Consider the following 13,526-nt stretch of genomic DNA (forward strand, 5'->3'; position numbering starts at 1 on the left):
CTGCCTGCTTCCGAGATGGTTATCGGTTGTATTGGAATGATTTTCTATGGTACTATTGAACATAGTTGTGCTTACTGTGGGAGGAGGTAAGGAATGAATCGGGTCTTCCGTAATACCATTTTTTATTTACTTATTTTATTAGTAGTAATCGGGGTTGTGAGTTACTTCCAGACTTCAAACCCGAAGACAGAAAATATGTCGTACAGTACGTTTATCAAGAACCTCGATGAGGGGAAAGTTGATAGCGTATCGGTTCAGCCTGTCAGAGGTGTTTATGAGGTAAAAGGACAGCTGAAAAAATACGACAAAGACCAGTACTTTTTAACACATGTTCCTGAAGGAAAGGGAGCAGACCAGATATTTGATGCAATTAAAAAGACGGACGTAAAAGTTGATCCCGCACAGGAAACAAGCGGGTGGGTGACGTTCTTAACGACGATCATTCCGTTTGTCATCATCTTTATTCTGTTTTTCTTCCTGCTCAATCAGGCTCAGGGCGGCGGCAGCCGTGTCATGAACTTCGGAAAGAGCAAAGCGAAGCTGTATACGGAAGAAAAGAAACGCGTGAAGTTTAAAGATGTAGCCGGCGCGGATGAGGAGAAGCAGGAGCTTGTTGAGGTTGTTGAGTTTCTGAAAGATCCTCGCAAATTCGCCGAGCTTGGCGCCAGAATCCCTAAAGGGGTGCTGCTGGTCGGACCTCCGGGAACCGGTAAGACATTGCTTGCGAGAGCCTCAGCCGGTGAAGCGGGCGTTCCTTTCTTCAGCATCAGCGGATCTGACTTCGTTGAAATGTTTGTCGGTGTCGGTGCTTCCCGTGTGCGTGATTTATTCGAAAATGCGAAAAAGAATGCGCCTTGTCTGATCTTCATTGATGAGATCGACGCGGTGGGACGTCAGCGCGGCGCAGGTCTTGGCGGCGGGCATGATGAACGCGAACAGACGCTGAACCAGCTGCTTGTTGAGATGGACGGTTTCAGTGCGAATGAAGGAATCATTATTATCGCTGCGACAAACCGTGCGGACATTCTTGACCCTGCATTGCTTCGTCCGGGACGTTTTGACCGTCAGATTACGGTAGACCGTCCGGATGTCATCGGCCGTGAAGCCGTATTACAGGTCCATGCGAGAAACAAACCGCTTGATGAAACGGTGAACTTAAAAGCAATCGCTTCAAGAACACCCGGTTTCTCAGGCGCCGATTTAGAAAACCTTCTTAACGAAGCGGCACTCGTTGCTGCCCGTCAAAACAAGAAGAAAATTGATATGCGCGACATTGATGAAGCGACGGACCGTGTGATTGCGGGTCCTGCGAAGAAGAGCCGCGTCATATCGAAAAAAGAACGCAATATCGTGGCGTACCACGAGGGCGGTCACACCGTTATCGGACTTGTGCTGGATGAAGCCGATATGGTTCATAAAGTAACGATCGTTCCGAGGGGGCAGGCGGGCGGATACGCGGTCATGCTTCCGAGAGAAGACCGTTACTTCCAGACAAAACCTGAACTTCTCGATAAAATTGTCGGTCTTCTGGGCGGACGGGTTGCCGAGGAAATTATCTTCGGCGAAGTCAGCACGGGGGCTCACAATGACTTCCAGCGGGCAACGAGCATTGCCAGAAGAATGGTGACAGAGTTCGGTATGTCAGAAAAACTCGGACCGCTTCAGTTCGGTCAATCTCAAGGCGGTCAAGTATTCCTGGGCCGGGATTTCAACAACGAGCAAAACTACAGTGATCAGATCGCTTACGAAATCGATCAGGAAATTCAGCGCATCATTAAAGAATGTTATGAGCGTGCGAAAACCATCCTGACTGAAAATCGCGATAAGCTTGAATTGATTGCTCAGACATTGCTTGATGTGGAAACATTAGATGCGGAACAAATCAAGCATCTCGTGGATCACGGAAAACTCCCTGAGCGCAATTTCTCAGATGACCATCTTCAAAAAGACGATGTGAAAGTAAACATCCTGTCTAAAACAGAAGACGAAAAGAAAGACGAGCCGAAAGAATAGTTCGCTTTCTGATATGAAAACCGCCGGCGTATACCGGCGGTTTTTTTACTGGTTCCGTTTTGTTTACAAAAGAGCCGCAGATCGTGTATGGTATTGTAGAATGTTGAAAATGTTATGATTAGAAACTATTCAAAAGTGGTGATAGAGGTTGTTACTGGTTATAGATGTGGGGAACACCAACACCGTGATTGGTGTATATCATGATGGGGAATTAGAATATCATTGGCGCATAGAAACGAGCAGGCACAAAACAGAAGACGAATTCGGCATGCTGCTCCGCTCCTTATTTGAACATTCCGGACTCATGTTTGAACAGATTGAAGGGATTATCATCTCATCCGTGGTGCCGCCGATTATGTTCTCTTTAGAAAGAATGTGCACAAAATACTTTCACATCGAGCCGCAAGTTGTCGGCCCGGGAATGAAAACAGGTTTAAATATAAAGTATGACAATCCGAAAGAAGTGGGAGCTGACAGGATCGTCAATGCCGTTGCGGCGATCCAGCAGTATGGCGCCCCCTTAATTGTTGTTGATTTCGGAACGGCGACGACGTATTGCTACATTGATGAAAACAAACAATACATGGGCGGCGCGATTGCTCCCGGCATTACGATTTCAACGGAAGCGCTGTACTCACGTGCGGCGAAGCTTCCGAGAATTGAAATTGCCCGTCCGGACAATATCATCGGCAAAAACACGGTAAGCGCCATGCAGTCCGGCATCCTTTTTGGCTATGTCGGACAAGTTGAAGGTATAGTGAAGCGGATGAAATGGCAGGCATCACAGGAACCGAAAGTCATTGCGACAGGCGGGCTTGCGTCATTAATCGCAAACGAATCAGATTGTATTGATATTGTTGACCCGTTTCTCACTCTGAAAGGGCTGGAAATCATTTATGAGCGAAATCGCGTGGGTCACGTATAGGAGGTAAACGATGGATTATTTAATTAAAGCAATTGCATATGACGGTAAAGTGCGGGCTTATGCAGCCAGAACGACAGATATGGTTAATGAAGCGCAAAGAAGGCATGACACGTGGCCGACGGCATCAGCCGCAATCGGCCGGACGATGACAGCTTCTCTGATGCTAGGAGCGATGCTTAAGGGTGAAGATAAGCTGACAGTCAAAATAGAAGGCGGCGGCCCGATCGGAGCCATTGTCGCAGATGCGAACGCAAAGGGTGAGGTAAGAGCGTACGTGTCAAACCCGCACGTTCATTTTGATCTCAATGAACAAGGGAAACTGGATGTCAGACGGGCGGTCGGAACTGACGGAACACTCAGTGTCGTAAAAGATTTGGGCTTGCGTGATTATTTTACGGGACAAGTAGAGATTGTCTCGGGTGAACTCGGTGACGACTTCACATATTATCTTGTTTCTTCTGAACAAGTCCCTTCATCTGTCGGCGTAGGTGTTCTGGTAAATCCTGATAACACGATTCTCGCTGCGGGCGGGTTCATCATTCAGCTTCTTCCGGGGACTGATGAAGAAACCATTTCAACAATTGAAAAGCAATTATCTCAAATCGAACCGATTTCAAAATTGATTCAAAAAGGCCTGACACCGGAAGAAATCTTGGAAGAAGTTCTGGGTCAAAAACCGGACGTTCTCGAAACAATGCCGGTCAAATTTCACTGTTCTTGTTCAAAAGATCGATTCGAAACGGCCATTTTAGGACTAGGCAAAAAAGAAATACAAGATATGATAGAAGAAGACGGAAAAGCCGAAGCGGTTTGCCATTTTTGTAATGAGAAATATTTATTTACAAAAGAAGAACTGGAAGAGCTTCGTGACGAAACAACCCGCTAGCTCTTTAGCGGGTTGTTCTATTTTATAAAAGGGATGGGGTAGATTTTGAAATCGAGAACACTTTTGACGATTATTGTAGCGGCGCTGTTAGTATGCAGTGTGACAGTGGCGTATAAGTTAACAAAATCCCAAGCCGCGGGGTCATCTGAAGAATCCATCGCGACAATCGGTGATAAACATATCACACGGCAAGACTGGATGAAAAAGATGGAAGACCAGTACGGAAAATCAACTCTGGAAGACATGATTAATGCAGAAGTAGTGGAAGAGCTTGCGAAAAAGAATAAACTCACAGTTTCAAACAGCGAATTGGAGCGGGAGTTTCTTTTAATCAAAGCGGTAGATAATTCATTTTATGAAGACAGCCATATTACCGAAAAAGAATGGAGAGACCAGATCCGCTACAACATTCTTCTTGAAGAACTGCTGACGAAGGACATCGATATATCGGATAAGGAAATGCAATCATTTTATAATAAAAATAAAGAATTGTACCATTTCGATGATTCATACAGAATACGGCACATTGTCGTCAAAAACAAAGATGAGGCGGACAGGGTGCTTGCTGATTTGAAAGGCGGTTCCAGCTTTGAAGCCGTCGCCGCTGAGCGTTCCACGGACAGATACACGTCTCAGTATGGCGGAGACCTCGGCTTTGTGACAGAAAACCAGGAAAATATCCCGCAGGCATATATCACAGAAGCTAAAAATCTTAAAGAAGATGAATGGTCCGCTGAACCGATTAAAGTTTCTTCAGGATACGCCGTCATTCAGCTGAAAGAAAAGCTTAAAGCGAGAACTTTCTCATACAATGAAGTGAAGAGCCAAATCAGACGCCAGATCGCGATGGATCAATTAGGTGACAAGGCGACAGTCAAAACGCTGTGGAAAGAGGCGGGGGTCTCTTGGTTCTACGGGGAAAAAAGAACTAAATGATTGACAAAAAATTTTGAAATTGATAACTTATATTTATAATACCAATAAATTTAGTCGGAAATTGAGGTGTCCAACATGGTGCGTATTGCAAATTCTATTACTGAACTAATCGGAAATACTCCTATTGTGAAATTGAATCGCCTGACGGATGAAAACAGTGCAGATGTATATCTGAAGCTTGAATACATGAATCCGGGCAGCAGCGTAAAAGACCGGATCGGAGTGGCGATGATTGAAGCGGCTGAAAAAGAAGGAAAATTAAAAGCCGGCGACACAATCATTGAACCGACAAGCGGAAATACAGGAATCGGTCTTGCGATGGTGGCAGCGGCTAAAGGTCTCAGAGCCATTCTCGTTATGCCTGATACAATGAGTATGGAGCGACGCAATCTGCTGCGCGCATACGGAGCGGAGCTTGTGCTGACTCCCGGCGCAGAAGGAATGAAGGGCGCCATTAAAAAGGCGGAAGAACTTGCCGAGGAACACGGATACTTTGTGCCTCAGCAATTCAACAATGCGGCAAACCCGGAAATTCACCGCCAAACGACGGGGAAAGAAATCGTAGAACAGTTTGGTGACGACCAGCTTGATGCGTTCGTGGCCGGAATCGGTACCGGCGGAACCATCACGGGAGCGGGCGAAGTGCTGAAAGAAGCATATCCATCCATCAAAATCTATGCGGTAGAGCCGGCGGATTCTCCAGTTCTTTCCGGCGGAAAACCGGGCCCGCATAAAATTCAGGGTATCGGAGCGGGATTTGTCCCTGAAACATTGAATACGGACATCTATGATCAGATCATTCCCGTCAAAAACGAGGATGCATTTGAATATGCCCGTAAAACGGCAAAAGAAGAAGGGATTCTCGGCGGCATTTCTTCCGGAGCGGCCATTTACGCGGCACTGGAAATCGCGAAAAAACTGGGGAAAGGCAAGAAAGTGCTTGCGATCATCCCTAGTAACGGAGAACGTTACTTAAGCACACCGCTTTATCAGTTTGAATAGAGACATACACACGGCTCCCGGCTGTATCCGGGAGTTTTTTTGTGCCTGAAGCATCGAAAATCCAAAAAACGTTTCGAATTTTATGGTTGGAAGTGAAATTCACTTTTTTCACCAGTGTGATTGCTTTAAAATAAAACTACAGTAAAACGAAGCAGAGGATTGATATGATGGCACAACGCAGACCGGCAGGAAGAAAAATACCTTTTACGAAACAAGTATTTTTACAGCGATATGAAAACCTTTCGAAATCGAGAAAACGGCATGTTCTGCTCGAAAGCGCGAGAGGGGGAAGATTCAGTATAGCCGGTCTAGATCCGATTGCGTCCGTCAGAGGGAAAGACGGAATTACAACGATCAAGCATGAGGGGGAAACACTGTTTAAAGAAGGTGACCCGCTGCGGGCCTTTCATGAATGGTTTGGAACGCTCGGAACGGAAACAAACGTTGAGTTTCCGGACTTTCAAGGCGGTGCGATTGGTTTTATCAGTTACGACTACGCCCGATATATTGAGAATTTTAAGATGCTGTCGTTAGATGATCTGGAAACACCTGATATTTACTTTCTTGTTTTTGATGATGTGGCCGTTTATGACCATGAGGAAGAGGCGTTATGGCTCATTACCCATACTGAAGCGGAAGAAGCGGATCTTGCGGAAGAAAAGCTGTCCCGCTTAGAGGACATGTGGTGTTCCCTCCAAACGGCGGACGAGCCTTTTTCACCGCTGAATCGGAATGGGGACGGATCGTACGCCGCTCCGTTCACTGAGGAAGGATTTTCACAGGCTGTAGAACAAATTAAACAATATATCGCGAGCGGCGATGTGTTCCAGGTTAATTTGTCCATCAGGCAGTCTCAGTCCTTATCCGTTCATCCGTATGAGGTGTATAAACACTTGAGAAACGTCAATCCGTCTCCTTACATGGCCTATCTCGAGACACCGGGGTTTCAAGTGATATGCGGGTCGCCGGAGCTATTGGTGACAAAGAAGGGGAAGAAGCTTGAAACGAGACCGATCGCGGGTACGCGTTCAAGAGGAAAAGACGATGCTGAAGACAAGGCTTTGGCTGATGAATTAATTCACAACGAAAAAGAACGTGCGGAACACGTCATGCTTGTTGATCTTGAGCGCAATGACCTCGGGCGCGTATCGCGCTACGGCTCCGTGCGGGTTAACGAATTTATGGCAATCGAAAAGTATTCCCACGTCATGCATATCGTGTCAAACGTACAGGGGGAACTGCAGGACGGATATGACGCGACAGACATTATTCATGCGGTTTTCCCGGGGGGCACCATCACGGGAGCGCCCAAAGTGAGAACGATGGAAATTATAGAAGAGCTTGAGCCGACAAGACGGGGGCTTTATACTGGATCTATAGGCTGGTTCGGATTTAACGGAGATTTGCAGTTTAACATTGTGATCCGGACGATCTATGCAGCCGGCGGACATGCTTTCATGCAGTCCGGAGCAGGAGTGGTCATTGATTCGGTTCCGAAGCATGAATACAAGGAATCGTTCAAAAAAGCTTTTGCAATGAAAAAGGCGTTAGAGCTGAGCGAAGAAGAGACAAAAAATTAGACGAGGTGAGCAGAGATGATTTTAATGATTGACAATTATGATTCATTTACGTACAACTTGGTTCAATATTTGGGTGAGCTCGGGGAGGAACTGATCGTCAGACGGAATGACGAGATTACAATTGAGCAGATTGAAGAGCTGGCACCGGATTTCTTAATGATTTCACCCGGGCCGTGCAGTCCTGATGAAGCGGGGATCAGCCTCGAAGCGATCAAACATTTTGCCGGCAGTATTCCTATTTTCGGCGTATGTCTCGGGCATCAGTCGATTGCGCAAGTATTCGGCGGCGATGTCGTCAGAGCGGAGCGGCTCATGCACGGCAAAACGTCAGAAGTTATGCATGACGGACAGACGATTTTTAAAGGCCTGCAAAATCCGCTTGTCGCCACCCGGTACCATTCACTTATTGTCAAAGCGGACACGCTGCCGGATTGTTTTACGGTATCCGCTCAAACCAAAGAAGGAGAAATTATGGCAATCCGCCATAATGAGCTGCCTGTTGAAGGTGTTCAGTTCCATCCGGAATCCATCATGACCTCCTTCGGCAAAGAGATGCTCAGAAACTTTATAGAGACACACCGCAAAAAGGAAGTGACGGTGTGATTATATATTTGAATGGTCAATATATAGAGGAGAAAGAAGCGGCGCTTTCTCCTTTTGACCATGGTTATTTGTACGGGATCGGCGCGTTCGAGACGTTCAGGCTTTACAGCGGCCGGCCGTTTCTGCCGGATGCGCATGTCGCCAGGCTCAACAGGGCGCTTCGGGATCTGCAGATTGCATATGAGGTGAACAAACAGGAGCTGCTTGATATGCTTCGGAGACTGTTGCTCCTCAATGACATCAAGGACGGCAGCGCGCGTGTCCGGCTTAACATCTCGGCAGGAGTCAGCGATAAAGGGTTTGCCGCGCAGACTTATGAAAAGCCGACCGTCCTTTGTTTCGTCAACCGGCTCAATCCGGAAACTCTGCCTGTTCAAAAAGAAGGCAAGCTTCTCTCTATCAGGAGAAATACGCCTGAAGGATATTTCCGGTTAAAATCCCATCACTATTTAAACAACATGTATGCTAAACGGGAGATCGGGAATGATCCCAATCTTGAAGGCATTTTCCTGACCGGAGAAGGAGATGTCGCGGAAGGCATTGTCTCCAACGTGTTTTGGCGAAAAGGAGACAAGGTCTTTACGCCATCCTTGGATACGGGAATTCTCGATGGTGTAACGAGACAGTTTGTCATTGATGAATTGAAACGGCAGGGGACAGAAGTCACCGAAGGCCGATTCCGTTTTCAATCAATGCTTGAAGCGGATGAAGCATGGTTGACAAACTCCGTGCTTGAAATCATCCCGTTTTCTAAAATAGAGGAAGTGCCGCTGCCCGGAGTGAGCGGAAAAACGGTGCAATTGCTCCGTAATCAGTATCAGCAGGAAATAAACAAAATGAATGTACAGGAGGAGGAACAAAATGGCGCAGCAAACAATTGAACAGCCTAAACTGATTCATACAAAAAAAGGCGCTCTTTCCTATAAAGAGAAGACGCTCGTTATGGGGATATTAAATGTAACGCCAGACTCCTTCTCTGACGGCGGTAAATACGACAGTACGGAAAGGGCGCTTCTGCATGCGGCGAAGATGGCTGAAGAAGGGGCGCATATCATAGATATCGGCGGCGAATCGACAAGACCCGGCGCATCACTCGTGTCGGCTGATGAGGAAATGTCACGAGTCATCCCCGTCATAGAGCGGATCACAAGCGAGCTGGACATTCCGCTTTCAATCGATACGTACAAAGCGTCCGTGGCAGACGAAGCGGTCAAAGCGGGAGCCTCTATCCTTAATGACATCTGGGGGGCGAAAGGTGATCCTGACATGGCGTCAGTAGCCGCCGCACACGGGGTTCCGATTATCTTAATGCATAACCGCATGGAAAGAAACTACAACGATCTTATTCCTGATATGCTTGCAGACTTGATGGAAAGCGTAAAAATTGCCGCGGAAGCCGGCGTCACAGATGAAAATATGATTCTGGATCCGGGGATCGGCTTTGCGAAAAACTATGAGGACAATCTGGCTGTCATGAACAAGCTGGAGGTGTTCAGCGGGTTAGGTTATCCGCTGCTCCTGGCGACATCGAGAAAAAGGTTCATCGGCCGTGTGCTTGACCTTCCCCCTGAAGAACGTGCCGAGGGGACGGGAGCGACAGTATGCCTTGGCGTCCAAAAAGGCTGCGACATTGTGAGGGTGCACGATGTCAAAGAGATCGCAAGAATGACGAAGATGATGGATGCTATGTTGAACAAAGGAGGCGTACATTATGGATAAAGTATATGTGGAAGGTATGGAGTTTTACGGATATCACGGCGTGTTCGAAGAAGAAAACAAACTCGGCCAGCGCTTCAAAGTAGACCTGACTGCCGAACTGGACTTGAGCAAAGCGGGAAAAACGGATGACCTCTCTTATACCATTAACTATGCGGAATTGTACAGTGTCTGCCGCGGCATCGTTGAGGGCGAGCCCGTTAATTTGGTCGAGACCCTTGCGGAACGGATCGCAGACACCGTCCTTGAGAAATTTGAGCCGGTGCAGCAATGTACGGTAAAGGTTGTTAAGCCTGACCCGCCGATTCCCGGCCATTATAAATCAGTAGCCATAGAAATGACGAGAAAGAAATCATGAACAATACGGCATATATCGGCCTCGGCTCCAATATGGGCGACCGTGAACATTATTTGCGTCAGGCAGTGGCCATGCTCAGCCGGCATCATGGCGTGACGGTGTCAAAGGTGTCCTCCATATATGAAACAGATCCCGTCGGCTATGAGGATCAAGATCAGTTTCTCAATATGGCGGTTGAAGTAAAAACGTCGTTATCTCCTTTTGAACTTCTTGATGTAACGCAGAGCATTGAAGCTGAATTAGGCAGAACGAGAGAGATTCGCTGGGGACCGCGGACGGCAGACCTTGACATTTTGCTGTATAATCGTGAAAATATTGAAACAGAGCGGCTGATTGTTCCGCATCCGAGAATGTATGAGCGCTTATTTGTCCTTGCGCCGTTAAAAGAAATATGTCCGCAGGCGGATCATATCACGATAAGCGCTGAAACAAACCAAGAAGGTGTAAGAGTATGGAAGCAGAAATCTGGGGTAGGCGAATTCGTGCATTCAGAAAGCTGAAAGGTTATACTCAAGAAGGATTTGCAAAAGCATTAGGTATATCAGTTTCTATTGTCGGTGAAATTGAACGCGGAAACCGATTGCCGTCAGATGCCATCATTCAAGCTGCGGCAGATGTTTTAAATATAAGTGCGGACGAATTGGCCCCGCCTGAAAAATAGACAAATGAAAGGAGGGGAAAAATGTTTAAAATCGGTGATATTCAATTGAAAAACCGGGTTGTGCTTGCCCCTATGGCCGGTGTCTGCAACTCAGCGTTCAGATTGACTGTAAAGGAATTCGGAGCCGGATTGGTATGCGCTGAAATGGTCAGTGACAAAGCGATTCTTTACAACAACGCAAGAACAATGGGGATGCTTTACATTGATGAACGTGAAAAACCGCTCAGCCTTCAGATTTTTGGAGGAAAAAAGGAAACCCTTGTGGAAGCGGCGAAGTTTGTAGATCAAAACACGACTGCTGATATTATTGATATTAACATGGGATGTCCCGTACCCAAGATTACAAAATGTGACGCGGGCGCCAAATGGCTTCTCGATCCCGATAAGATTTATGAAATGGTATCCGCAGTAGTAGATGCTGTTGATAAGCCGGTTACAGTGAAGATGAGAATGGGCTGGGATGAAGAGCACATTTATGCGGTGAAAAACGCCCAAGCCGTTGAACGTGCCGGCGGAAAAGCCGTTGCCCTGCACGGCCGCACAAGAGTGCAAATGTATGAAGGCACTGCGAACTGGGATATCATTAAAGAAGTGAAGCAATCCGTCTCCATTCCCGTCATCGGAAACGGTGATGTCAAAACGCCTCAGGACGCGAAACGCATGCTTGAGGAAACAGGGGTTGACGGCGTCATGATCGGCCGGGCCGCACTCGGCAACCCGTGGATGATTTACCGTACGGTGCACTACCTTGAAACCGGCGAGTTAAAAGACGAACCGAAAGTCCGTGAAAAAATGTCGGTATGCAAACTGCACTTAGACCGCCTGATTAAGTTAAAAGGCGAAAATGTGGCAGTCAGAGAAATGAGAAAACACGCTGCCTGGTACCTGAAAGGTGTCAGAGGCAATGCGAATGTACGCAACGAAATTAACCAATGTGAGACGCGTGAAGAAGTTGTGCAGCTTTTAGATGCATTTACCGCCGAAGCAGAGGCAAAAGAGCTTCAAGATGCAAAAGTAGGTTAATATACACCCTCTATTGCTGCTCACTGCCAGCTTACCGCTGGCAGTTTTTCTGCTTTTTCGTGAAATCAAAATGTAACGGAGTGATACCAATGAGTCAAGAAGAGCAAAATCATGAGGAATTGAACGACCAGCTGCAAGTCAGACGAGATAAAATGAACCAGCTGAGAGAAAACGGCATTGACCCTTTCGGCGAACGTTTCGAGAGAACGCATCAATCTCAACAGATCATTGACGCCTACCAGGAGCTTTCTAAAGAAGAACTGGAAGAAAAAGCGATCGAAGTGACCATTGCAGGCCGTATGATGACAAAGCGCGGAAAAGGGAAAGCCGGCTTTGCGCATCTGCAGGACTTAGAAGGTCAAATTCAAATTTACGTAAGAAAAGACAGTGTCGGCGAAGAACAATATGAAATCTTTAAATCTTCAGACCTCGGAGACGTTATCGGCATCACGGGGAAAGTTTTCAAAACAAACGTAGGCGAGCTTTCTGTCAAAGCGACATCTTTCGAACTGCTGACAAAAGCACTGCGTCCTCTTCCTGATAAATATCATGGGTTAAAAGACGTTGAACAGCGTTACCGCCAGCGCTATCTCGATCTCATCGTAAACCCTGACAGCAAACAAACGTTTATCACACGCAGCAAAATCATCCAAGCGATGAGAAGATACTTAGATGACCATGGATACTTAGAAGTTGAAACACCTACGATGCACAGCATACCGGGAGGAGCGTCTGCACGCCCGTTCATCACGCACCATAACGCACTCGACATGCCTCTTTATATGCGTATTGCGATTGAACTGCACCTAAAACGCCTGATTGTCGGCGGATTGGAAAAAGTCTACGAAATCGGCCGTGTGTTCCGTAATGAAGGTGTTTCTACACGCCATAACCCTGAATTCACGATGATCGAGCTGTATGAAGCGTACGCCGATTATAAAGATATTATGAGCCTTACGGAAAACCTCGTTGCACATATTGCGCAGGAAGTGCTTGGAAGCACCACAATCCAGTACGGCGAAGAGCAGATTGATCTGAAACCTGAATGGAAACGACTCCACATGGTAGATGCGGTCAAAGAAGCGACAGGTGTAGATTTCTGGAATGAGATGACTGTTGAAGAAGCGCGCGGTCATGCAAAAGAGCATGGTATCGAGATCACAAACTCAATGACGGTGGGTCATATCATCAATGAATTCTTCGAACAAAAAATTGAAGAAACACTCATTCAGCCTACATTTATTTACGGCCACCCTGTAGAGATTTCTCCTCTTGCTAAGAAAAATCCGGAGGACCCTCGCTTTACAGACCGTTTTGAGCTGTTTATCGTCGGCCGTGAGCACGCTAATGCGTTTACGGAGCTGAATGACCCTATTGACCAGAGGGAACGCTTTGAAGCGCAATTAAAAGAAAGAGAAGAAGGAAACGATGAAGCGCATATGATGGATGAAGACTTCGTTGAAGCTCTTGAATACGGCATGCCGCCGACCGGGGGATTGGGTATCGGTATCGACCGCCTTGTCATGCTGTTAACAAATGCTCCGTCTATCAGAGACGTTTTATTATTCCCTCAAATGAGACAACGCTAATAAAAGGGAAGGCGCCGTTTCTGCTTATCGCAGTACGGCGCTTTTTTAGAAACAAGCCGCTCGTAAAACTTTTTTGATTTTCTTTTAAAAAACTATTGCACTATTATTTGCGAGGTGGTATATTATTATTCGTTGCCGCTAAACAAGGCGCTGACGAAAAAAAGAAATTTAAAAAGTTGTTGACTTCAAGAGATTGATAAGATATAATAATAAAGTCGCTTGAACGAAAGACAA

At 46.7% G+C, this 13,526-nt stretch carries 14 protein-coding genes; all 14 read left to right on the top strand.

What is annotated here, in order from left to right; translation table 11 throughout:
• Nucleotides 1-93 precede the first annotated feature (93 nt).
• Complete coding sequence (gene ftsH / locus NQS30_RS20715; RefSeq protein ID WP_007615201.1) at nucleotides 94-2,013, top strand: ATP-dependent zinc metalloprotease FtsH; 1,920 nt, start codon at nucleotides 94-96, stop codon at nucleotides 2,011-2,013.
• Between the two features lie 148 nt (nucleotides 2,014-2,161).
• On the top strand, nucleotides 2,162-2,938 hold the full coding sequence (locus tag NQS30_RS20720; RefSeq protein WP_059366877.1) for a type III pantothenate kinase: 777 nt from the start codon (nucleotides 2,162-2,164) through the stop codon (nucleotides 2,936-2,938).
• 10 nt (nucleotides 2,939-2,948) lie between these two features.
• A complete protein-coding gene (gene hslO, locus NQS30_RS20725) occupies nucleotides 2,949-3,824 on the top strand; it encodes an Hsp33 family molecular chaperone HslO (protein WP_004264606.1) in 876 nt (291 codons plus the stop codon).
• 45 nt (nucleotides 3,825-3,869) lie between these two features.
• Nucleotides 3,870-4,760, top strand: a complete 891-nt coding sequence (locus NQS30_RS20730) for a peptidyl-prolyl cis-trans isomerase (RefSeq protein ID WP_039062448.1) — start codon at nucleotides 3,870-3,872, stop codon at nucleotides 4,758-4,760.
• A gap of 75 nt (nucleotides 4,761-4,835) precedes the next feature.
• Nucleotides 4,836-5,762 carry a cysteine synthase A gene (gene cysK, locus NQS30_RS20735; RefSeq protein WP_007615206.1) on the top strand — a complete coding sequence of 309 codons (927 nt, stop codon included), beginning with the start codon at nucleotides 4,836-4,838 and terminating at the stop codon, nucleotides 5,760-5,762.
• A 167-nt stretch (nucleotides 5,763-5,929) separates the two neighbouring features.
• Nucleotides 5,930-7,342 (top strand): aminodeoxychorismate synthase, component I, encoded by a 1,413-nt coding sequence (gene pabB, locus NQS30_RS20740; protein WP_218791754.1) that lies wholly within the window; start codon nucleotides 5,930-5,932, stop codon nucleotides 7,340-7,342.
• A gap of 15 nt (nucleotides 7,343-7,357) precedes the next feature.
• Nucleotides 7,358-7,945, top strand: a complete 588-nt coding sequence (gene pabA / locus NQS30_RS20745; RefSeq protein ID WP_011996185.1) for an aminodeoxychorismate/anthranilate synthase component II — start codon at nucleotides 7,358-7,360, stop codon at nucleotides 7,943-7,945.
• Entirely contained in the window at nucleotides 7,942-8,826 is an 885-nt protein-coding gene (gene pabC, locus NQS30_RS20750; protein WP_080491658.1) for an aminodeoxychorismate lyase, read from the top strand. The genes pabA and pabC overlap by 4 nt, the downstream gene beginning before the upstream one ends.
• The gene (folP, locus tag NQS30_RS20755) at nucleotides 8,807-9,664 is read left to right on the top strand and encodes a dihydropteroate synthase (protein WP_007409946.1); all 858 of its coding nucleotides are present in this window, start codon (nucleotides 8,807-8,809) and stop codon (nucleotides 9,662-9,664) included. Before pabC ends, folP begins: the two co-directional genes overlap by 20 nt.
• Nucleotides 9,657-10,019, top strand: coding sequence for a dihydroneopterin aldolase (gene folB / locus NQS30_RS20760; RefSeq protein WP_003150671.1), 363 nt, complete (start codon nucleotides 9,657-9,659; stop codon nucleotides 10,017-10,019). The genes folP and folB overlap by 8 nt, the downstream gene beginning before the upstream one ends.
• Nucleotides 10,016-10,519, top strand: coding sequence for a 2-amino-4-hydroxy-6-hydroxymethyldihydropteridine diphosphokinase (gene folK / locus NQS30_RS20765; RefSeq protein ID WP_007409947.1), 504 nt, complete (start codon nucleotides 10,016-10,018; stop codon nucleotides 10,517-10,519). The genes folB and folK overlap by 4 nt, the downstream gene beginning before the upstream one ends.
• Nucleotides 10,471-10,680, top strand: a complete 210-nt coding sequence (locus tag NQS30_RS20770) for a helix-turn-helix domain-containing protein (protein WP_043020639.1) — start codon at nucleotides 10,471-10,473, stop codon at nucleotides 10,678-10,680. The genes folK and NQS30_RS20770 overlap by 49 nt, the downstream gene beginning before the upstream one ends.
• A gap of 21 nt (nucleotides 10,681-10,701) precedes the next feature.
• A complete protein-coding gene (gene dusB, locus NQS30_RS20775) occupies nucleotides 10,702-11,703 on the top strand; it encodes a tRNA dihydrouridine synthase DusB (RefSeq protein ID WP_007409948.1) in 1,002 nt (333 codons plus the stop codon).
• 89 nt (nucleotides 11,704-11,792) lie between these two features.
• Entirely contained in the window at nucleotides 11,793-13,292 is a 1,500-nt protein-coding gene (lysS, locus tag NQS30_RS20780; protein ID WP_014416740.1) for a lysine--tRNA ligase, read from the top strand.
• Nucleotides 13,293-13,526: the final 234 nt, after the last annotated feature.

It is taken from the genome of Bacillus sp. B1(2022) (genome assembly GCF_040259625.1).
Classification (GTDB): domain Bacteria; phylum Bacillota; class Bacilli; order Bacillales; family Bacillaceae; genus Bacillus; species Bacillus velezensis.